Origin of the sequence: Roseovarius arcticus (assembly GCF_006125015.1) — a bacterium.
Taxonomy (GTDB): Bacteria; Pseudomonadota; Alphaproteobacteria; order Rhodobacterales; family Rhodobacteraceae; genus Roseovarius; species Roseovarius arcticus.
On the sequence record NZ_SZZN01000001.1, the window covers coordinates 1,886,777 to 1,908,662 of the forward strand.

Annotated in this window: 20 protein-coding genes; 2 read left to right on the forward strand and 18 right to left on the reverse strand. The window is 59.4% G+C overall.

Annotation, left to right across the window (positions count from 1 at the left end):
- Positions 1-32: 32 nt before the first annotated feature.
- Complete coding sequence (locus tag MK6180000_RS08920; protein ID WP_212751889.1) at positions 33-251, reverse strand: hypothetical protein; 219 nt, start codon at positions 249-251, stop codon at positions 33-35.
- Here MK6180000_RS08920 and MK6180000_RS08925 point away from each other — a divergent pair.
- Positions 223-2,736 carry a cation:proton antiporter gene (locus tag MK6180000_RS08925; RefSeq protein WP_138934404.1) on the forward strand — a complete coding sequence of 838 codons (2,514 nt, stop codon included), beginning with the start codon at positions 223-225 and terminating at the stop codon, positions 2,734-2,736. The two genes, MK6180000_RS08920 and MK6180000_RS08925, sit on opposite strands and share 29 nt — an antisense overlap.
- 46 nt (positions 2,737-2,782) lie before the next feature.
- Here MK6180000_RS08925 and MK6180000_RS08930 read toward each other — a convergent pair whose 3' ends face one another.
- The gene (locus tag MK6180000_RS08930; protein ID WP_138934405.1) at positions 2,783-4,144 is read right to left on the reverse strand and encodes a hypothetical protein; all 1,362 of its coding nucleotides are present in this window, start codon (positions 4,142-4,144) and stop codon (positions 2,783-2,785) included.
- Between the two features lie 661 nt (positions 4,145-4,805).
- Here MK6180000_RS08930 and MK6180000_RS08935 point away from each other — a divergent pair.
- Positions 4,806-5,600: a Crp/Fnr family transcriptional regulator gene (locus MK6180000_RS08935; protein ID WP_138934406.1), complete on the forward strand. Its 795-nt coding sequence runs from the start codon at positions 4,806-4,808 to the stop codon at positions 5,598-5,600.
- Between the two features lie 108 nt (positions 5,601-5,708).
- Here the strand turns inward: MK6180000_RS08935 and MK6180000_RS08940 are convergent, their stop codons facing one another.
- The 16 genes from MK6180000_RS08940 to MK6180000_RS09015 form a co-directional block, all read right to left on the reverse strand.
- Positions 5,709-6,644 (reverse strand): F0F1 ATP synthase subunit gamma, encoded by a 936-nt coding sequence (locus MK6180000_RS08940; RefSeq protein ID WP_138934407.1) that lies wholly within the window; start codon positions 6,642-6,644, stop codon positions 5,709-5,711.
- Positions 6,628-8,166, reverse strand: a complete 1,539-nt coding sequence (locus MK6180000_RS08945) for a F0F1 ATP synthase subunit alpha (protein ID WP_138934408.1) — start codon at positions 8,164-8,166, stop codon at positions 6,628-6,630. Before MK6180000_RS08945 ends, MK6180000_RS08940 begins: the two co-directional genes overlap by 17 nt.
- A complete protein-coding gene (locus MK6180000_RS08950; protein WP_138934409.1) occupies positions 8,163-8,924 on the reverse strand; it encodes a F0F1 ATP synthase subunit delta in 762 nt (253 codons plus the stop codon). The genes MK6180000_RS08945 and MK6180000_RS08950 overlap by 4 nt, the downstream gene beginning before the upstream one ends.
- A 3-nt stretch (positions 8,925-8,927) precedes the next feature.
- Positions 8,928-9,215, reverse strand: a complete 288-nt coding sequence (locus MK6180000_RS08955) for a F0F1 ATP synthase subunit C (RefSeq protein WP_138934410.1) — start codon at positions 9,213-9,215, stop codon at positions 8,928-8,930.
- Positions 9,212-9,907 carry a F0F1 ATP synthase subunit A gene (locus tag MK6180000_RS08960; RefSeq protein WP_138934411.1) on the reverse strand — a complete coding sequence of 232 codons (696 nt, stop codon included), beginning with the start codon at positions 9,905-9,907 and terminating at the stop codon, positions 9,212-9,214. The genes MK6180000_RS08955 and MK6180000_RS08960 overlap by 4 nt, the downstream gene beginning before the upstream one ends.
- Positions 9,904-10,203 carry an ATP synthase subunit I gene (locus MK6180000_RS08965; RefSeq protein ID WP_171054586.1) on the reverse strand — a complete coding sequence of 100 codons (300 nt, stop codon included), beginning with the start codon at positions 10,201-10,203 and terminating at the stop codon, positions 9,904-9,906. Before MK6180000_RS08965 ends, MK6180000_RS08960 begins: the two co-directional genes overlap by 4 nt.
- Positions 10,200-10,487 (reverse strand): AtpZ/AtpI family protein, encoded by a 288-nt coding sequence (locus tag MK6180000_RS08970; protein ID WP_138934413.1) that lies wholly within the window; start codon positions 10,485-10,487, stop codon positions 10,200-10,202. The genes MK6180000_RS08965 and MK6180000_RS08970 overlap by 4 nt, the downstream gene beginning before the upstream one ends.
- The gene (locus MK6180000_RS08975) at positions 10,484-10,894 is read right to left on the reverse strand and encodes an ATPase (protein ID WP_138934414.1); all 411 of its coding nucleotides are present in this window, start codon (positions 10,892-10,894) and stop codon (positions 10,484-10,486) included. Before MK6180000_RS08975 ends, MK6180000_RS08970 begins: the two co-directional genes overlap by 4 nt.
- Positions 10,891-12,285 carry a F0F1 ATP synthase subunit beta gene (gene atpD, locus MK6180000_RS08980; protein ID WP_138934415.1) on the reverse strand — a complete coding sequence of 465 codons (1,395 nt, stop codon included), beginning with the start codon at positions 12,283-12,285 and terminating at the stop codon, positions 10,891-10,893. The genes MK6180000_RS08975 and atpD overlap by 4 nt, the downstream gene beginning before the upstream one ends.
- Complete coding sequence (gene arcC, locus MK6180000_RS08985; RefSeq protein ID WP_138934416.1) at positions 12,282-13,205, reverse strand: carbamate kinase; 924 nt, start codon at positions 13,203-13,205, stop codon at positions 12,282-12,284. The genes atpD and arcC overlap by 4 nt, the downstream gene beginning before the upstream one ends.
- Position 13,206: 1 nt before the next feature.
- The gene (locus MK6180000_RS08990; RefSeq protein ID WP_138934417.1) at positions 13,207-14,208 is read right to left on the reverse strand and encodes an ornithine carbamoyltransferase; all 1,002 of its coding nucleotides are present in this window, start codon (positions 14,206-14,208) and stop codon (positions 13,207-13,209) included.
- A gap of 18 nt (positions 14,209-14,226) precedes the next feature.
- Positions 14,227-15,459 carry an arginine deiminase gene (locus MK6180000_RS08995; RefSeq protein WP_138934418.1) on the reverse strand — a complete coding sequence of 411 codons (1,233 nt, stop codon included), beginning with the start codon at positions 15,457-15,459 and terminating at the stop codon, positions 14,227-14,229.
- A gap of 27 nt (positions 15,460-15,486) precedes the next feature.
- Entirely contained in the window at positions 15,487-16,956 is a 1,470-nt protein-coding gene (gene arcD / locus MK6180000_RS09000) for an arginine-ornithine antiporter (protein ID WP_138934419.1), read from the reverse strand.
- A 238-nt stretch (positions 16,957-17,194) separates the two neighbouring features.
- On the reverse strand, positions 17,195-19,093 hold the full coding sequence (locus tag MK6180000_RS09005) for an aspartate:alanine exchanger family transporter (protein ID WP_138934420.1): 1,899 nt from the start codon (positions 19,091-19,093) through the stop codon (positions 17,195-17,197).
- On the reverse strand, positions 19,086-20,468 hold the full coding sequence (gene gad / locus MK6180000_RS09010) for a glutamate decarboxylase (RefSeq protein ID WP_138934421.1): 1,383 nt from the start codon (positions 20,466-20,468) through the stop codon (positions 19,086-19,088). The genes MK6180000_RS09005 and gad overlap by 8 nt, the downstream gene beginning before the upstream one ends.
- 290 nt (positions 20,469-20,758) lie before the next feature.
- The gene (locus MK6180000_RS09015; RefSeq protein WP_138934422.1) at positions 20,759-21,886 is read right to left on the reverse strand and encodes an ABC transporter permease; all 1,128 of its coding nucleotides are present in this window, start codon (positions 21,884-21,886) and stop codon (positions 20,759-20,761) included.

The following is a 21,886-nucleotide window of genomic DNA, read 5'->3' on the forward strand; positions in this document are numbered from 1 at the left end:
TTCGCAACAATTGTTTTCTCAAACTAAAATTGTCAGTTGCGGCGGCGCTGGGTTGTCCCCGCTGGCAACAGGCAGTCGTCCCCTTCATGGACCCCGCGGCGGTCAATAGGGATATCGGCCGGAAGGAAGGGGAAATAGTCGGCGCAGGTTACCGCTTTTATTTCCATCATTTTCTGCTCTGCCCAGTCTGTCCTCGCGCCGTGAATCTGGTATTCAAGTTTCATGGACATCATTCTAATCACAACGATCATCGCATCGCTCTTTCTGCTGATCGGCGCAGCCGAGCCGTTGGCCAGCCGTCTGCGCCTTCCTTATGCGGTGATTATTGCGTGCCTCGGCATCCTCGTAGGTGTCGCTGCGACATTTTTCCTGCGCACCGAACTGACCGACGCGCTTAATCCGGTGGCGACGGCGATTCTGGCGTTGCCGATCAGATCCAATGTGTTTTTGTATGTCTTCCTCCCAACCCTCGTCTTTCAGGTCACGCTGGGATTGAACTTGCGGCGCATGGTCGACGACTGGGTGCCGATACTGGTGCTGGCAGTGGTTGCCGTTTTTGTCGCAACCTTTGTTGTTGGGTATGCGCTGGCGTTTGCAAGTGCGTTGACGCTATCGGCGGCGCTGCTTGTGGGGGCTATCGTTTCGACCACCGACCCTTCGGCTGTCGTAAGCATCTTTCGCTCGATCTCGGCTCCTCGCCGTCTGGCGAGGATCATCGAGGGCGAAAGCCTGCTGAACGATGCCGCTGCCATCGCGTTGGCCGCGCTCTTTATGGAGTATGTGAAGGCCGGCGTACCAGACCCGTCAGTCCAAGGCGCGCTGGCGCAATTCCCAATTTTGCTTGTCGGGGGCGTTGTGGTCGGCTGGATCGCGGCGCGGGTCGCGATCTGGGTCATGGCGCTGTTCGCGCGGTATGAGATGGCTGTGGTTTCGGTGTCGATTGCCCTGCCCTACCTTGCCTACATCATCGCCGAGCAGAGCGTGGGTGCATCCGGCGTCATCGCCGTCGTCGTCGCCGCGATGACCCTACAGCTTGCCGGGTCAGGACAGTTGCCGCCAGCCACGTGGCAAAATCTGCGCGAGGTGTGGGATTTGCTGGCGCATTGGGCCGGAGCGCTGATCTTTATTCTTGCGGCTCTACTGATCCCTCGCATGCTTGAGACGGTGCAACTGCTAGATCTGGGCCTCATCATAGTGGTGGTGCTGGCTGCCATCGCCGCGCGGGCGATCATCCTCTATGGGCTACTGCCGCTTCTTACGTTGTTGCGCCTGTCGCCAATGGTCGAGAGGCCGTACCGCGTCGCAATTCTATGGGGCGGCCTGCGCGGGGCCGTCACGCTATCACTGGCATTGGCCGTGACTGAAAGCTCTCTCATACCGGCCGACGTAAAAAGACAGGTCGCGGTCCTCGCCACCGGATTCGTCCTGTTCACGCTACTGGTGCAAGGTACAACACTGCGCTGGGTGATCCGCTGGCTGGGATTGGACAAACTCTCGCCGCTCGACAATGCGCTTTACAATCAGGTGATTGCGGTCGCCCTACAGACTGTCCGGGAAGATCTGGCAAAGGTCACCGAAAACTATGAACTGACAAAGGAAACCGTACGTTCCGAGGCCAAAAGGTTCGGGGAGCGTCTGGAATTGGCGGTGAAATCTGCCGAGGTCGACACAGAAATACTGGATCGCGATCGCGTCACTCTGGGCCTGATTGCGTTGGCCAGCGCTGAGCGCGATACTATTCTCGCCCGTTTTCGCGACCGGACCATTTCGTCGACGCTGTCCGACCGGATGCTGTCTGGCGCGGACGCATTGATCGAAGGGGCGCGGTTTGGCGGGCGCACTGGTTATAAAAAAATGGCCAGCCGTAGCCTTGGGTTCAGCCCGTGGTTGCGGCCAGCGATCTTCCTGCACAATCGCCTGCGGTTCTCTATCCCACTGGCCCAGATCACCGCGACCCGGTTTGGCCTTCTCTTGGCGCAGCGGCTGATCCTGCGCGATTTGCACGGGTTCATTGACGGGCGCATCCGGCGCATTCACGGACGCCGCGTGGCGGAGGTGCTGCACGAAATGCTGGACCGCCGCATTGAGCAGGTCAAACAGGCGCTCGACGGGCTACGCCTGCAGTATCCGGGCTATGCCGAAGAGATGGAGCGCCGTTTCATTCACCGGACCGCCCTGCGTCTGGAAGAGCGTGAGTATGACACACTGCTCGAAGACGGGTTGATCGGCGAAGAGGTCCACAATGCACTTACCCTAGATGTGGCCTCGCGCCGCGACCGCGCCGAAGCGACCCCGTTGCTGGATCTGACATTGCAAAAAGCCGAATTGGTGCGCCAGTTCCCGCTATTTTCGGACATGGACGAGGCTGTCCTAAACAGAATGGCGCGCGGCCTTGTCACCCGCTACGTCAATCCCGGTGAGCGTATCCTGAATCGCGACGGTGTATCGCGTAACGTCTATTTCGTGGCCTCCGGCGCGGTCGAGCTGGACGTGGCGGGCCAAAGCTGGCGTTTGGGGCGCGGTGAAATGTTCGGACAGATGGGCGTGCTGATGCGAAACCCGCAACGCGCAGAGGTCCGCGCCATCGCGCCCTCAACGCTTCTTGTTCTGGATGAAGGTCGGTTTTTGCGCCTTCTGAAGCGAAGCAAGGTCGTTCAATCAGCGGTCCGCGAAAGCGCAGTCCGGCGCGGGATTCCGACCGAACAACTCATGGCGGATATCGACGCCGCCAGCTGAATGATCGTGCTTAGCCACGACAGGGCGAGCCATACAGCGAGCGCTTTTACTGGGATATTTCAAGCCCGGCTTTTTGCCATGCTGCGACCGCACGGTCGAGGATTGATTTATCGAAACACCAAGCCCGAAGATGAGGCAGTATAACTTGCTCAAAATCCGGAAGCACCTCCAGCAGCTGCGCCTTTTCAAGCTGCGCGGCAACCATCTGATCTAATTCGACAAGAAACCAAAGCCTGTAGCAATGGTAATAGAACGTACCGGGAAGCGGGGCCACCAGCGTCTCCGCAAGCGCTTCCTTGGGCCCGCGGGTCATCGCAAGGCAAATCGCTTTGGGTATGTGATACCATCCCGGCTGCAGCGGATTGTGCGCAATCGCCTTGTTCAGCAGAGGCATCGCGACGCTCCAGTTAGCCCGCACGCAATAGCAAATCCCAAGCATGGCGAACATATCTGGGTGACCAGGGTTTAGGGACAGTGCCTGCTGCGCTTCTGCTTCGAATTGATCGAATTCCCTGCGGTGGAACTGCACGATAGCCAGCGCCTTATGGGCCGCCGCGTTCTCTGGATCATGTAGCACCGCGAGGTTGGCCTCATGCAAAGCTTGATCCAGCAACGCGACGTTGGTGTTTTCGGCAAACCACATCCGGTATTGATCGACCGTCGTCAGAGCCAAGACCGCATGTGCATCAGACGATGTCGGATCGCTTTCCAGAGCCTTGCGCACACCCTCCTGGATCTCTTTTCGATCTTCCTCACTCAACTGGACCGAGAATTGGTAGTACCGCGAGATCCAGCTATACGTTTGCCATTTCAGTGACGGGGATAATTGCGCACTTCGGCGTGCGTACAGTCCCAAGGGACCGAACCGATCCGCGATCCATGTGGCGATAGCCAGCGACATCTCATTTTGCAGGACATACATGGCCTCTGGGGTCGCTGAACGACTGAAATGCTGCGTTAGAATTATCTCGGCAGACGAGGCGTCAACCAGATTGATCGTGATATTGACCATTTCATTGTCTATCCGAAAACTACCCTCAAGAACAAAGTCAGGACGAAACTCGTCGTAAATTTGCTTGATGCTCAGGTTTCTTAGCTTCGCTTGTTCGGTCGTCAATCTGGAGAAAACGGACAGCTCTTTGAACCGCGACAGGTTAGCTATGGTTTCTTCGGTCAGCCCACTAGCAAAATACTGGTTTTCCTGTTCTCGACTGAAGTCATCAAATGGCAGCACTGCGATGGATGGTTTTATAGATGGCAACGCGGGCGAAGGCAGATCCGCGCCTGCCGGCGCATCACCATCGCACGACAGGGAGAACGCCGCCGTATACGATCCTTTTGCGATCGTGATAAGCACCGGGTCGCCTCGACCCTCCTGCGCATAATACTGATCCAGCTTTTGCCGCATCGCACGCGCTTGGACGCGAACGATCGTGTCGGTTTGCGGGTCAAAGTCCTCGGGCCTGTCAAAAACCTCTAGACCGATGGTGTAGCCCTTTAAGCGGTCCGCGTGCCCGGCGACACTCTCTTCCACGACGTATGACAAGAACCGTGAAAGGCGCGGCGCGTTGCAAAACTGCCTGCTCCCCGTAATACGGGCCAGTTGTGTCAGCACCATCTCGCGGGACAGTGATCTTGTTTGCGTCATGGCAGTGGCACCCCTGTCGCCCGCTTGAAACATCCCGTGCCGCCTGGCCTCCCGCGCCTTCAGCCTCACTGTGACTCACTTACTGGCCGCCGCCCCAACCCGTAATGGTTGATCATTGGCAAACCCAGCATGTCCCGCTCTTACCAGCGGCAGCGAAAGGTATCCATGATGGACGCGCGCTGCGCACCTCAAAGGTCGGCAAAAGATCGCCAAAGGGCGGTCGGCGCACGAATTAAAGGCATTTGGCAGTGGTTGGCGAGGCATCCACGCACCGCTCAAACCGGATGGTCGAGGCAGTTACCTGCCTCAGGTTTCAATAGGCGGGGCACCCCGCCAACCGGCGCAAAACATGAGCGAGATCAACGTCTGGCTGAATTAAATCACCCAGAATACGGCGGCACTTAAATCTAGGAGTAACGTGATGACGGCATCAACGACCGACTTTCGTGAGGCGAAGTTTTCATTCCGGGCTCCGGAGACAAAACTTGTGCCCAAATCCAGTCATGCGTTCCCCATTGATTGGTCAAAGAACACAAAGCTCAACGCACCAAGGACCAGCGGGCAACCTTCGGATACGGCCAAGTACCGTCGTCTATATGCCCTATTTAATGCTGGATCCTTCGAGCAGCATTTTCAACCAAACAGCACCATTGCACTACATGGCGAAGCGGCAGCCGCCGTCTACTTGATCGCGTCAGGCACGGTCCGCTGCTGCACTATTAGTGCCGGTGGGTGCCGTCAAATCTCTTGCTTTGCCAAAAAAGGCGGGTTTGTCGGGCTCTCTGAAATGGGAAACTGGCACTTAACCGCCGAGGCGGTCGACCACGTCATCGTTAAATCGATCCCTCGTGCGGCCCTCGAACATGCACTGACGGTCGACACTGAGTTGCGACAAGAGATTAGGATGTATGTTCTGGAACTCTTGGAATGTCGTGAAAAGCAGCTGCTGACCTTGATCAGCACAAAGGCGGCGGATCGCTTGTTTCAATTCCTCTGCGATTTTGCGGCTTCAAAGCAAAAAGCTGGCCATGTCGTATTGCCTATGTGCCGGCAGGATATTGCGGATCACCTTGGCCTGTCGACAGAGACCGTCAGCCGGGGGTTTACCGAACTTAAACGCGCGGGGCGCATCGACCTTGCCACCACCGAGAAATACAAGATCTGCAAGGTCGCCGGGATCGACGCCGAGGCTGCGTTAGGTATGCGCGTCATGTGACGCCTCTTGCGATCACGCTGGGCGATTTCGAGGCGCAATTTAACCGCCTGAAAGTGCGGATTGCCGCCAAGCATGCGGCGCATGGCGCCAGAGGCAAGGTATCGCAGATCATTTTGACGTATCGGCCGACTTGAGATCTGCATCGCGCCCAGCGTGCGATGCAGGTCTCCTGTCTTTCTTCAGCGCCTCAAAGCCAGTGATGACATCGAGAAGTTCAGTGGTGATTTCACTCTGGCGTAGGGCGCGCGTGTCCGATTGAAGCGTATCAAGCCTGTCGTCCACCGATTGCTCTGCCTGTTGCATCAGGGCAAGCCGTGCCGCATTTTCCGTAACCATCGCCTCAGCAGAGGCCCGGAACAGGCTTGCAAACAAATGCCCCCGGATCAGCGCCACAAAGAGATCGCTCGCACTCATGGAAAAGTATGGCAGGCTCCGCGAGGACCACGGCCTTGACCGAAAATCTGCTATCAGTGCGGGATCCAGCGGCAGCAAAGGCACGATTTCAGGCGATTGGGTGTCGCCCTCTCGGCGCGCAAAATAGGCTAGTGAAACGGCGACTTCGCGGGGGGCATTGCCGCGCCTGATATCGTCCAGCTTCTGAGTAAGCAGATTTGCAAGCCGCCCGATCCCGTCAACAGACGCCGGCGGAAGGAACGTGCCCTCCACACCATGGCCCAGATCGGCCAACGCATCTACCATCTGCGCCCCGACGCACAAAATGGTCGTGGCGGTGCTATCGCCGATGTGATGCCTGACATGCGCCGCCAGCGCCACGTTGTAGTTTCCGCACAGGCCGTGGTCCGAGCCGAATACCACGATTACCTGTGCAGCACTGCGCGGTGCCGCAGCACTGATAGGCCCCGATTGCGAAATGAATGCATGAAGACCCTCCAGCACCGTGCCATAATAGGCCTCAATAGCGCGGGCCGCATGTTCATAGGGCGCGGAATTTATGACAGACAACGTCTTCATCGTGTGAACTACGCTTCGGATGCCCTGCATACTGGTCGTCCGCCGTGCCAGCGCCTCAAGGGTTTGTGCCATTTTGGACCCCCAATGCCGTACGCGCCTTTTGGCCAAGCGCGGCCATGCGGGTGCGCGTTTCATCGCCAAACGGCTCGTTTTGCGCGATCTGCTCGGCCAAATCGACCAGATCGCTTGCGGCGGCTTTTCTAATATCCGCCATGACTGCAAAGGTGTCTGCCTCACTCAATCCGTCGAGTTGGCCGTCCATCGCCGCGATCAGAACGGATAGCTGTTCAATGGCCGGTATTGGATCACGCTCTGCCTGCCGCAGTGACGCACGCACAGCCGCCCCCCGGGTGAGCCTTGCGCGGGTTGCATCATCCAGCCGTGTGCCGAAACGGGCAAAATCCTCCAACTCTTCGAATTGCGATAGCGTCACGCGCAGATTGCCCGCCACTGAGCGAAAGGCCGGGCTTTGCGCCTTGCCGCCTACGCGGCTGACCGACACCCCCAGATCAACCGCCGGAAACTGGTTTTTGCGCACGAGGCGCGGTGACAGGTAGATCTGCCCGTCGGTGATCGAAATGAGGTTCGTGGGGATATAGGCCGAAAGGTTTTCGGCTTGCGTCTCGACCACCGGCAGGACCGTGATCGACCCGCCGCCCGCGGCCTCGGTAAATTGCCCGGCGCGTTCCAGTAATCTGGCATGGATGTAGAATATATCGCCGGGAAATGCCTCGCGCCCGGGCGGGCGGCGCAGCAGCAGCGACAATTCGCGGTAGGAGCGGGCGTGATGCGTCAAGTCGTCCAAAACCACCAAGACATCGCGGCCCTTATCCGCAAAATACTCGGCCATGGTCAGCGCGGCATAGGGCGCGACATAGGCCAGCCCTGCGGCATCCTCGTCGCCAGCGGACATGATGATCGTGCGCTCCATCATGCCGCCGTCGCGGACCGCGCCGATCACCTTGGCGACCGCATCGCCGCGCTGACCGATTGCGCAATAGATACAGATCAGATCGGTGTTTTTCTGATTAAGGATCGCGTCCACCGCCAATGACGTCTTGCCGGTTTGCCTGTCGCCGATCAGCAACTCCCGCTGCCCTAGCCCGACCGGCACTGCCGCGTCCACCGCCTTGACCCCTGTCGCCAGGGGGCGCGAGATGGCTTTGCGATCCAGAATTTTGGGCGCCTCCGCCTCAACTGGGTGGAGCGCTTCGGCCTCGATGGGGCCGTTGCCATCCCGTGGGTTGCCAAGCGCATCAACAACGCGGCCCAAAAGTGCCGGACCAACTTTGGCGCTGACGACCTTGTGGGTGCGCATGACGCTTTCGCCGACGGTGATATGATCGGTCGGGCCAAGCAGCACAACTCCCAGACGTCCGGGCTCCAAATCTAGGATGATCCCCTGCACGCCGCTCTCAAAGTGGAGCAGCTCGTCCGACAAGGCGCGCTCCAAACCGGTCACGATGGCGATGCCGTCTGCCACCTCGGCAACTTGCCCGATTTCGCTGAGACGCGGCGTCGGGGCGGGAATGCTTAGAAGGGCCTCCAACAGTCCCTCCGGCGTGGCGCTAATCTTGCTCGTTTCAATGCTCATGAGCGCGCTTTCGGGTCGGTGCCCATGGCCAGATTTTCGGAAATCAACGTATCAAGACCGTCGATGTAGGACGCTACAGTCCATTCCGCCTGCGCGCCGCCCATGCGCAGCACAAGGCCGGGCGCTTGCTCTGTATCTGTCTCGAAACGCAGCGACACGTCGGGGAACTGTGCCTTCAACTCAGATGTCAGGCTTTTTTGCGCCGCTGGCGGCAGTGGCTCATGGCTGGTGATGACGGCCGCCGCCGCCTGCCCTGCAGCGCGCTTCAGATCTGCGGCCATCGGCTTGATTTGACGGATCAAATGATGCGCCATACGCGCCTCCAGCGTGTCATCCGCAAGGTCGGTCAGCGCTTTGCGGGTTAGCGACAACAGCGCGGCCGCACCGGCACTTTGCATCTTGGCGGTGTACTTTTTGGCCTCATCGTCCAGATGGGTCTGCCAGGCCTTGTGCTCCTGCTCCATCCGATCGCGCGCATCTGCCAGCAACAGATCGCGCTCTGCCTCGGCCTTTTTCCTTATCGTTTCCGTCATCTCGGCCTCTGCTGCCTGCAGGGACCGCACTTTGCCGCGATACTCAGCTTCAGTCGCGGCAGCCGCGGCCTTGGCTTGCCCCGCTTCTTGCATCCGGGCGGCAATCCCCGCTTCGCGGGCGTCGATGCCATCCAAAATGGGGCGGTAGAGAAACCGCTTCAACAGCCAGACCAGAACCATAAAGTTGGCAATCTGGGCGGCGACGGTGATCCAGTCGATGGACATGGGTCAGCCAGCCGCCGCTTGGGCCGCTGCCACCGCCGCATTCCAGAATGGGTTTGCAAAGATTAGGATCATGGCCACAACAAAGCAATAGATCGCCGTGGATTCGATCATGGCGAGGCTGACAAACAGGGTGCGCGAAATGGTCGAGGCTGCGTCAGGCTGCTGCGCAATCGCGCTGAGCGCGGTTGAGGCTGCGCGCCCTTCGCCAAGCGCCGGGCCAATGGCGCCGAACGCGACGGTCAGGCCTGATGTGAAGATCGAGATGGCGGCGATGATGGCAAGTTCTGTCATGGCGTGTCCTTTGTGGTCAGTGAGGGGGCTGGCGTAGCGGTCGCGCTAGAGATGTAGACCGCAGCCAAAATTGCGAAGATGTAGGCTTGGATCATGCCGGTCAGCAGGCCGAGAACATCCATCACCACGGGAAAGAAGAAGGGCGCGACGCTGAGCAAGATTGCCGCGATCACGGCCCCGCTCATGATATTTCCATAAAGCCTGATGGCGAGGGAAATGCCGCGAGAGAACTCTGAGATGATATTGAAGGGCAGCATGATGAACGACGGCTCAAGATAAGTTTTGAGGTAGCCCCCCAACCCCCTGCTGCTGACGCCGAATATGGGCACCGCGATCAAGACCGAAATCGCAAGCGCCGTCGTGGTCGACAACGAGGATGTCGGCGGCTGAAATCCGGGGACAACCAGCAGAAGGTTCGACACGGCCACAAACAAAAAGAGCGTGCCTGCGTAGTACAACAAGTACCGCGACGGCCCTTGCGCGACCTCCTCAATCTGGCTCTGGATGCCCTGTACGATCACCTCTAGCATCGTTCGCCACCTGTTCGGCGGCACGTCCGGGCGCAGGTTGCGCGTGATCAGAATCGAACAGATGGTCAGTAGCGCCATCACGATCCAAGTATAAAATATGGTCGCGTTCAGCGAGTGCCCCCAGATGTCGAGGATGGTGGTCTGATCAGGCGACAGGTTCATGACGCGCCTCCGGCTGTTACGCCGATCCGGGCAAACGTCGTGGCGACAACGCGCGCGAATATGAACGCCGCCCCATAGCCCAAAGCGGCCCAAGGCCCGCCCTGCCCGGCGATGATCCACCCACCCCCCAGCAACGCGGAAATTCGCAGGGCGGCGCTGATCGACAATAGTTTAACGGGGCTTGCGCTGCGCAGGGCGTGCCGCACTCCGATAGCCAGCCCTGCAAAAAAACAGGCGCCCATGACGAGACCCGCAGCGACGCCCAGCATTACGGCATTCCAATCGACGGTTATCATTTGTCGCCTCCTTCCTTGTTCATCCATGCAGCGGCCAGAAACGCGCCCAGAACGACGCCGCCCAGGATCAGGGCGATCGTCCACGAAAATGCCTGAGGCGCCACTCGGTCCAGCCAGAGACCCAGAAACGCGCCGCCAACTGTCGGCACAGCGACGGACCAGCCGATCATTCCGAACGTGCCGATACCGCGCAGCGGGCTTGGCCCTGGATTATCGCGCGATGATTTCATTCGCTTGGCTCGGCGGGCGATCTCTTCGGTGGATTTGTCGGGCTTGGGCGTCATGGCTGCGGCCTTTGCAATTCGGCGAAGCGCCTGACCATATCCGCCTCAAGCCGCGACAGCGCAGACCGGGCTTGCCTCTCCTCCTCGTCCATCTGGACGAAACTTGCCTCCACGGTGTCCTGCAGACTGCCCAGATCATCGCCATGAACGCCGCGAAGGACTGCGACGACGACGCTATGCCCTTTTTTCACCAAGAGGCCTTCGTCCAAACCAAAGATTGCTTCGGACCCATCGACAAGAGCGAGCGCCATAACCGACGGCACAAGGGCAGTGACGAAATCAACGTGGTTTGGCAAGATGCCGAATGCCCCGTTCGGTGCGACCGCCGTCATGCGCGTCGCCTTGCCTTCAAACAGCGTGCGGGTCGGCAGGCGCAGTGTCACGCTCATGTCGGTAGCTAAACTCATTTCATGGCCTCCAGATCGTTTAGCCCGCCGATCATGTAGTAGGCGCTTTCGGGCAGATCGAACTGGGTCTGCGCCAGTATCGTCTCGCAGCCACTCAGCGTTTCGTCGATCGTCACCAGTTTGCCTTCCATCCCGCTAAATGACCCCGTGGTAAAGAAAGGCTGCGTCAAAAACCGCTCAAGACGGCGGGCACGTTCAACCGTGGCGCGGTCGGCCGAGGACAGCTCTTCAAGGCCCAGCATGGCGATGATATCGCGGAGTTCCTCATACTCGGCCAGTGTCCGGCGCACCGCGCGGGCGATGTCATAATGGCGCTGTCCGACAACGGAGGGCGTCAGCATTACTGACGCGGACGCCAATGGGTCAACCGCCGGATATAGCCCCTCGCTTGCGCGTTTGCGCGACAACACGACTGAGGCCGACAAGTGCGAGAATATATGCGCTGCAGCCGGGTCGGTGAAATCATCGGCGGGCACATAGACAGCCTGAATTGAGGTGATCGCCCCCCGCTTGGTTGAGGTGATGCGTTCTTCCAAGCCTGCCAGTTCCGTGGCGAGCGTCGGTTGATACCCCACGCGCGAGGGCATTCGCCCCATGAGGCCTGACACCTCGGACCCCGCCTGAACAAAGCGAAAGATATTGTCGATCAGCAGCAGCACGTCCTGACCTTTGTCGTCACGGAAATACTCGGCCATAGTCAGCGCCGTATTGCCCACCAAGAACCGCACGCCGGGGGCCTCGTTCATCTGGCCAAACAGCATCACAGTTTTCTCGCGCACGCCTGCCTCGCCCATCTCGCGATACAGCTCCTCGGCCTCGCGCGAACGCTCGCCGATGCCGCAAAAAAGGCTGACGCCTTTGTGGTGCTGCACCGTGTTGTTAATCAGCTCCGTGATCAGCACAGTCTTGCCCACGCCCGCGCCGCCGAACAGCCCGGTCTTGCCGCCCCTCTCGATTGGTGAGAGCAGGTCAATGGCCTTGATCCCGGTCTCAAGGATCTGCGAGTGCAGAACCCGGTCGCTCAGCTTGGGCGGCGCTTGGTGTATCGAACGGTGTTCCTTGGCCGCAGGCGCAGGACGTCCATCAATGGGCGCACCAAAAACATCCAGCATCCGGCCCAGAACGGCATCGCCAACAGGCACCCGGATCGGTCCGCCAGTCGCCCTGACCCGCATACCAAGGCCGAGCCCGCGCACTGGCGCCATCGCCATGGCGCGCACCATGCCGTGCCCGATCAGGCCGGACACCTCCAGCGCGACCTCACCAGCATAAAGCAGGTCGTGGATACGCGGGACCGCCCCATCGAACACCACGTCGACCACTCCGCCGCGAATGGCGGCGATACGGCCATCTGTCTCTACCTCAGTGTCTGGACGCGGCGCTGCGATCATTTTGCTGCCTCTGCGATGACCGAAATGCTGGTGCCAGCCGTGCCACCTATCAGGTCAAGCGCATCGGCTAGCCGACCGATGCCTGCAATACCGCCCCGATCGGCAAAATCGCACGCGGCTGCCAGCTTGGGTCCCATGGACCCTTCTGGCATATCCAGCGCTCGCCCTTGCTCGGGCGTCAAATGGCGTATTGCCGTCGCGGCATCGGTGCCAAAGCCCTGATAGACTGCATCGACATCCGTCAGCAGCAGAAGGACATCTGCCCCCAAATCAGCAGCCAAGAGCGCGCTCGCTGCATCCTTGTCGATCACCGCCTCAACCCCGATCAGGCTATCGTCCGGGCGGCGCAGCACCGGGATGCCGCCACCACCTGCACAAATCACAATTACGCCCTGATCCAGCAGCAATCGCACGACACGCAGATCTGGGATCTCGACAGGTTTGGGCGATGGAACGACGCGCCGCCAATACTGCCCATCCTCCGCGATGGTCCAATTCGCCGCCTTGGCCCGCGTCTCGGCCTCGTCCTTGGAGTAAACCGGCCCGACAAACTTGGTCGGATGCTGAAAGGCGGGGTCTTGTGCGTCCACGATCACTTGCGTCAAAAGCGTCGCAACCGCGCGGTCGTGGCCCAGCGCATTTTCCAGCTCCTGCTCGATCAGGTAGCCGATCATGCCCTCCGTTTCGGCCCCCAGCACATCTAGTGGATAGGCCTCATCGGGTTTGTACGCAGCGCCTTGCAAGGCCAGCAATCCCACTTGCGGGCCATTGCCATGCGTAACGACAAGCCGGTGCCCGGCGCGCACGATCCGTGCCAGCGCCTCTGCTGCGGTCTTGGCGTTGGCGCGCTGCGCCTCGGCGGTCAGAGGCTCCCCCCGCTGGAGCAGGGCGTTGCCGCCGACGGCTGCGACGACCAGCACGTCAGGCCCCCAAAGTGGCGACGAGAACCGCCTTGATCGTGTGCATCCGGTTTTCAGCCTGATCGAACACGATGGACGCGGCACTCTCGAACACCTCTTCTGTCACTTCCATCGCGTCCAGCCCGAACTCTTCTTTGATCTGCGCGCCCACGGTCGTCTCGGTGTTGTGGAAGGCAGGTAGGCAATGCATGAAGCAGGCGCGCGGATTGCCGGTCTTTTTCATGACCTCAGCAGTCACCTGATAGGGTTTCAGGAGCTCGATGCGCTCGCCCCATTTCTCCTTGGGCTCGCCCATCGAAACCCAGACATCAGTGTAGACGAAATCGACGTCCTTGACCGCCGCATCAACGTCCTCGGTAATGGTCACGCGCGCGCCGGTCTGCGCGGCAATTTCCTTGGCCTCCTCTATGATCTCAGAGTTCGGCCAGCAGGCCTTGGGGGCGCAGAGGCGGACATCCATCCCCATCTTGGCACCGCCGATCAGCAGGCTATCGCCCATATTGTTGCCCGCATCCCCGAGAAACGCATAGGCCACGCGGTGCAGCGGTTTTTCCACATGCTCCTGCATGGTCAGAAAATCGGCGAGGATCTGGGTCGGATGAAACTCGTTCGTAAGTCCGTTATAAACTGGCACACCAGAGTATTTCGCCAGTTGCTCCACAACATCTTGGCCAAAGCCGCGATACTCGATCGCGTCATAAATACGGCCCAGAACGCGCGCTGTATCCTTGACCGACTCCTTATGCCCGATATGCGATCCGGTTGGTCCCAGATAGGTGACGCGCGCACCTTGATCATATGCCGCGACCTCAAACCCCACACGGGTGCGCGTGCTGTCTTTTTCAAAGATCAGCGCGATGTCCTTGCCTTGCAGCTTCGGCATTTCGGTGCCGGTGTATTTCGCGACCTTTAGATCGGCAGCCAGCTTCAGCAGGAATGCAATCTCACGGGGGGCGAAATCACGCAGGGTCAGAAAATGTCGGTTCTTCAGATTATAAGCCATTGGTGTCGCCTTTCGGGGTCAAACAGGATCGCGCATAGTGGGGCAGCTCATGCAGTGGCCGCCGCCGCGGCCGCGGCCCAGTTCGGCGCCTGGGATCGCCAGCACTTCGATACCTGCCGCCTTTAGTGCGGCGTTGGTGTCATCATTGCGGTCGTAGCCGATAACCACACCGGGCCTGAGGGCCAGCACGTTGTTGCCATCATTCCACTGCTCGCGTGCGCGCTCTTCGACGGTATCGCCGCCGGTGGGCACGATCTGGAGGCTCTTGTAGCCCAGCACCTCAGCCACGATGTCAAAGATCGGGCGAGGATCCTGGCGAAATTGCAGGGGGGCGGGCCCGTCACCGGGGCGGATGTCATAGCAAACCAACTCGTCCGCAACCTCCTTAAAGGTCGTGACCACATCGCCGCCGCACAAGGTAAACACGGTGTCCAAGTGCATCGCGGCCCGTGATTTTGGAATGGCGAAGGCCAGCACCCGGTGCGCCGTGCCCGACTCGAACAGCGCTTCGGCCAGTTGTCCAATGCCTTGCGGCGACGACCGCTCGCCCATGCCGACCAGCACCGTGCCGTTACCGACGGGCATGATGTCGCCGCCCTCAACCGTGGCCAGCCCATGACCGGTTGTCGGATCGCCCCAGTGGATCGTCGTCTTACCGGCGAATTTCGGATGAAACTTGTAGATCGCGGTGTTCAGTAGGGTTTCGGGCCGGCGGGCGGGCCAGTGCATCGGATTGACCGATACCCCGCCAAAGATCCACGCTGAATTGTCCCGCGTGAAAAGCGCGTTGGGCAGTGGCGGCAGGATGAAACCATGATCACCGAGGTAGCTGCCAAAGAGGCCGGACGGCTTGAACGGCAGATCGTTCGTGGCCAGCCCGCCCAGCAGGTATTCGGCAAGTTTGACGCCGGGCAGCTCGTCCATCCAGCCGCGCAGCTCTGACATCATGCCCACGCCAATCTGGTCGGGCGTAACCAAGTGGTCCAGCACCCAATCGCGGCCTTTGGCACGGTCCAGCGTCTCCGCCAAGAGGTCGTTCACGTCCAGAACCTCGACACCTTGACCCCGCATCGTGGCGGCAAAGACATCGTGATCCTTTTGCGCCTGCTTGACCCAGAAAACGTCGTCGAACAGCAGCTCTTGGCAGTTTGCCGGCGTCAGGCGGCGGTGCGCCAGACCGGGGCGGCACACGATCACCTGCCGCAGGGTGCCAGTCTCGGAATGGACGCCAAGGGTTTGAGTGTGTTCCATGGTAGCTGTTCCTTGAATTTATCTAAGTTAGAGAGCGCTGATCGCGCCGGTCCACATCAGGTAAGCCGCCACAACAGCAGCCCCGACCAGACCAACGGCAATCAGAATTTCAATGCTGGTGAATGTGCGTTCGCGGTGCGACGTACGCGCCCAGATGTAGAATGGAATACCCACCGCATAGAGGATGGCGCACATCAGCAGGTACGCAGGACCAGCAGCATAGACGAGCCAAGCGCCATAGACGGTTGCCAGCGCGCCAATAGCCATGTCGCCACCGCGACGATCGCCCGGGCCATAGCTTTCGCCGCTCAGCGCCAGCTTGAGCGCGTAGGCACCGGAGAAGACATACGGCACAAGGATCGCTGTCGATGCAATGTAGAAAAGCGCGAGATAGGTCGAGTTTGCGTAGAGCGTCACAATCAAAACGACCTGCACGCAGATGTTGGTAATCCAGAGCGCGCCTGACGGCGATCCGTTGTCATTTTCCGCTGCAAAGAACGCTGGCAACATCCCCTCTTTGGCGGCGCGGTAGGGGATTTCTGCGGCGAGGAGCGTCCAGCTTAGAAACGCCCCGGCAACAGAGATGACCAGCCCGATCCGAACCAGAACCGACCCCCACGGCCCGACCACGGATTCCAGAACATTCGCCATTGAGGCGGCGGCGGGCAATCCAGCCAATTCGGGCTGCGACATGACACCCAGCGAGAGCAGCGACACGAGCAGATAGAGCAACAAGACAGAGAGGAAACCAAAGATGGTGGCCTTGCCGATATCGCTACGCTTGGCGGCGCGGGCAGATCCGACGCTTGCCCCTTCGATACCGATAAAGACCCAAAGCGTGACCAGCATCGTGCTTTGAACCTGGGTCGTGATGCTGCCCAGCGTTAGCGACTCTGTGCCCCAGAAATCCAACTGGAACGTCGGCATGTTAAAGGCCACGAAAACCAGCACGACGAATAAAAAGATCGGCCCTAGCTTTGCAATCGTTGTGATCAGATTGACGATAGCCGCCTGACGCACCCCCATCAGGACAAGCGCGTGAACCAGCCAGACGCAGATTGAGGCGCCTACGATCGCCTGCCACGTGTTCCCCTCGTCACCGAAAGGTGCATAGAAATAGCTCAGCGCGCCAAAGATCAGGACCGCATATGAAACGTTGCCAATCCAAGCGCTGAGCCAATAGCCCCAAGCACTGTTGAACCCGACGAAATTGCCGAACCCCGCGCGCGCGTAGGAATATGGCCCTGCATCGAGCGCGGGTTTGCGGGTCGACAGGTTCTTGTAAACGAACGCAAGGGCCAGCATCCCAACGCCGGTGATCAACCAACCGATGGTAATCGCGCCGGCCGACGCACCGCGTGCCATGTTCTGCGGCAGGCTGAATACGCCGCCGCCGATCATCGATCCGACGACCAGCGCCGTGAGGGACAACAGCCCCAACTTGCCGGGTGCCGCGGCGCCCGTTTGAGTGTCGGATGCGGATGTGTCTGTTGGCATCAGTATTCCCCTTTGGTCAACGAGCAGGCCGCTTGCCCCCGTTTCGATCATGGAGCTGATCCGTTGAGTCGCACCTCCCCGGGTGGGACGAAACAATCAGCCGTTGGAATACAATTGGCAGACATGACGCCGTCTCGATTGACGATCGTCAATCACCGAACCAGCGCGCGCATTTCAGCATGTAAGGGGGCAGAAATGCGCGGGCCGGATGGGTCCAGTCGGCAGAACACCGGCCTAGTCACGATAAAATCATCGAGAAGTAGCCACCGATCAGTGCCAAGACAGTCGTCAGAGCATAGCTTACGGGATAAGGCACAGCGGCGACGGAACTACGGGATTCCTCCATGATGGCGTTCAGTCCCGGTGTGCTGTTGCGCGCACCTGTCGCCGCGCCGTCCGAAATGATCGAGTTGAGGCCAAATATTTTGATCCCTACCCAAAACGCTATGAATGGCGGCAAAAGAGCGCCCACTATCCCGATCAACGCCAACCACAAGATCGTGTCGCCGCCCAAGGCCGAGATCACCTTTGGCCCCACATTCGCCGACAAGACCGCCACAAAGGCGTTCAGGCCAAAGTCCTGAAGGAAACTGCGCGCGCCCTCATGCACGGGGCCGCCAAATTCGGGATTGCGGCTGCGGAAATAGCTGACGCAGATGCCGGCAAGGATGCACCCTGCCGATGTCCCCAGCGCGAATGGAATGCCCGAGATGGTCACCGTCGCGATCCCGACCAGATAGCCCACGAGCATCGCCAGCGAGAGATACAGAAGCTCGGACTTCATCGTCGGTAGTACGGCATGGCCGCCCAACCGCTTTGCAGTCACTTTGAGCGCGGCATCAGGGCCCGTCAGGCGCAGGACGTCGCCAAATCGCACTTCGCTTTTAGGCCCAAGGGGCAATTCGCTGCCCGCGCGAAAGAGCGCCTGCACCTCAACTCCGACAGCGCCGAAGCTGGCCAGATCCTCCAGCGCTTTCCCCGAGACGGCGTGCGAGCCGATATGTACGTCGGCAACTTCCATCGGGATGTTGCGCGCCAGTGGGGCATCTGATTCGGGGCCGATCAGTTCGCCCTCTTTAAGGATCAGATCATGCACATTCGCGCGAACGGTCACGATGTCGCCCGCGGCAAGCGTGGGATCGCTGGCGAGGTCCATGACCGCGCCGTCCCGCACCACGCGTAGGATCGGCACTGCTGGGAAATCGTTAGCCAACTGTGACAGGCTGCGCCCCACAAAACTGTCATGCGTGACGGCAAACGCGCGCAGATCGTAGGGAGAGAACCCCATCGTCAGCGCGCCGGGTGCGCCCGGAACAGGGTGCGTGGCACCGCCGCTGAACTCGGCCTCGGCCAGTTTCGCGTCGGCGACAGCGTCACGGCCAAAGATGCGCGGCAGGTACCGGATCAACAAGATGATCCCGACGGTCGACAGAACATAGCTGATGGCATAGGCCGCCGCCATATTCGCGCCGACCTCTTCGACGGTCATGCCCGCTGGGGGCACATACGCGCCGCTGGCCATTGCGCCCTGCCCTACACCCAGTATTGCGGTGATCGTGTAGCTGCCGGAAATCAGCCCTGTGGCATAGCCCGGCGCGAGGCCGACCAGCTTGGCCCCAAAGTAGCAGATGACCCAGTTCAGAACCCAGACGACCAGTCCGATCACGACAAAGGCCAGACCGCCCTTGCGCAAGCCGGAAAAGAACTGCGGCCCCACCTTTAGCCCGAGGGCATACATAAAAAGGAGCAGCATGAACGACGATAGGATGCCGGGAATCGAATAGGTGATGCCATAAGCCGCCTCAGCGATCATCGAGAACACGACACCGACCAGCAGTGTGCCGGCCGTGGACCCCAGCGAAACGCCCTTCAGGCTGAATCTGCCAATTAGCGTACCCAGTGCCAGCGCGAGCAAGATGAACGCTATCGGTTGGTTCCCAAGAAGCTGAAAGAAGCCGTGCGCGCCGGCCTCCGTGATCGGCTCGATCCGGCCGAATATCTGCCCGACCACGCCTTCGGCCGTGGCGGGCGCATCCGCTTGGGCCAACGCGGGTCCGGTAGCGAACACCATTGGTATGATAGCTGCGCGCGACACTGATTTGGCGGTGGCCCGGCATCGGGCGCGCGGTCTATCCATGATGGAAACTGGGTGTCGCCGTCGAATTTGGGACTGGGTTTTTTGACAGGTGATCAATCGCGCGCTCAATATCATCGAGCAGAAGACGCGCAAGATCGCGGCTGACCCCGTGGCGGATCAGGATGCGCTGAACGACCGTTTCCTGGCGATTTGATGGAAGGGGGTAGGACGCGATTTGCCATCCGCGCATCCGCACCCTCTCTGACAGATCATAAAGGGTGTATCCGTGATCTGCGTCCGTCAGCTTGTAGGCGACTGCCGGTAGACCGCCATGGCCATCATAGACCATCTCGAACGGGCCGATCTTGGCCAGTTCTGCGCCCAGCCACTGCGCCGTGTCCGAACACGCCTGCTGAATGGCCGTGTATCCCTCGCGGCCCAGCCGAAGGAAATTGTAGTACTGCGCGATGATCTCGCCGCCGGGCCGCGAGAAATTAAGCGCGAAGGTGGGCATGTTGCCGCCCAGATAGTCGACGTAAAATATTAGATCTTCGGGCAAATCTTCTTTTGACGCCCAGATTACCCAGCCTACGCCTAATGGCGCCAACCCGTATTTATGGCCGGATGCGTTAATCGACCGCACTCGCTCAATCTGAAAGTCCCAGACCAGATCTCGCTGGATAAAGGGCGCGATGAACCCGCCCGACGCCGCATCAACGTGGATCGGGATATCAAGCCCTAGATCGCGTTCCATCGCGTCCAATTCGCGTGCCAGCGCTTCGACCGGCTCGTAAATACCGGTAAATGTGACGCCCAACGTGGCAACCACACCGATGGTGTTCTCATCGCAGTATTTCCGCAGATCGGCCGGTTGTAGCCCGAGGGCATCACCCTCCAGCGGAACTTCGCGGATCTCAACATCAAAGTAGCGGGCAAATTTCTTCCAGCAAATCTGTACGGGTCCGGTGACGATGTTTGGCTTGCTGGTATCCTTGCCCTCTGCTTCGCGGCGATTGCGCCATTTCCATTTGAAGGCCAACCCGCCCAACATGGCCGCTTCGCTTGATCCGGTTGTCGAACAGCCAACCGTCTCCCACGCTTTTTGAGCGTGCCAAAGATCGGCTATGATATGGACGCAGCGGTTTTCGATTTCGGCAGTCTGTGGGTATTCGTCCTTGTCGATCATGTTCTTGTCAACGGCGTCAGTCATCAACTGCTTTGCTTCGTCCTCAACCCAAGTTGTGCAAAAAGTGGCGAGGTTTTGCCGCGAATTGCCATCAAGCAAAAGCTCGTCCCGGACGAGGCTGTACGCCGCGTGAGGTTCGGACGAATTGTTTGGAAGGCGGTATTTCGGCAACGCGTGTTCCGACGCATTCGTCGCGTAGATGTCTTGAAAGGTCGAGTCGTCGTCTGCATTCACATAGTGGATGGGCATGTCGGTATTCCTTCGCGTCCTGTATTAAAGATGGCTCAAGATCGCATTCTTGGGGTATCAGCGACGCCGCGCTATCTGACAGACTTGAAGACAGGCTTGGCTGGCGGGCGCCGCCTTCACGCGTCATTTCAGGGTTCTCTCGCTCTCAACACGGTCCTCTTCTTGGCCGGAATTAGAAAAGCTAGTGACACCGCGCTGCTGAAACTGTTGCAGTATGTGGGCCAGACCTTAGTGATGCGGCGCGCTGTGAAATTGATTGTCGTCAATTGGCAATCGGGTGGTTCTGGATTTCAGTGTGCGGAGGCCATGGTGTGACGGAACCGCAGTAGCGCTATGACGAAAAACACTGCGCTAAGCGCGACCATCACCAACATATCTGGCCAGACTGTCTCCAGCCCCGCGCCGCGGTAAAGAATGGCCTGCGAGAATGCTACAAAATGCGTGGAAGGTGACAGCTGCATGACCATCTGAAGCCAGTGCGGAATACTCTCCATCGGCGTCGTGCTGCCTGAGAGCAGGTTCATAATGACCAGAACCGGCAAAGCCAGCAGGCCAAACTGTGGCATGGAGGTGGTAAAGGTCGCGAGCAGAATACCAAGGCCGGTCACAGAGACTAAATACAGAACCGTCCCCGCGACAAAAAGTGTGATTGAGCCAGCTATGGGCACCCCAAGAATGCCTTGGACCACCAGCCAAAGCGACAACACAGCAGCAATGATGATTGCGAGGCCATTGGCCCAAATCTTGGCGAGCATAATCTCTGATGGTGTGACCGGCATGACCAGCAGATGCTCAATTGTTCCGTGTTCCCGCTCGCGGATCAACGCCGCTCCGGTCAGTAGCACCGACAGGATCGTGACGTTGTTGATGACCTGCATCACGGACGAAAACCACGTAGATTGCAGATTAGGATTAAACTGGGCGGTGACAATCAGATCAATGGGCAGCGTGCTTGCCGTGTCATCGCCTGCGACGAACTTTGCAATTTCGGCCGCGATGATTTCCTGAAGGAAAACCGACCCGTTCCCGGCTTGAACCATCGCCGTGGCATCCACATTCAATTGCATGGATGGCTGTAGCCCTGCGATGACGTCCGCCTCAAACCGAGGGGGGAACGACAGCACAAAAACATAGTCGCCGTTGTTCATCGCGCGGTCTACGTCAGAGGCTGCAATCTCGCGCGGTGTATCAAACTCTGGCGGTAGAATTGCCCCGACAATCCGCCCGGTCAAATCTGAACGATCCAGATCGACATAGGCCACCGATGCGTTGACAACTTCCAGTTTGGCACCCGTCGCCACGGCATAGACCGCAAAGCTGAACACATAAGCAATCAGGAACAGCAGGACCGGGTCCGCCCGCAGGCTGCGCAATTCTTTGAGACCGAGCCGATAGATGTTGGAGAGCCACTGCACCAT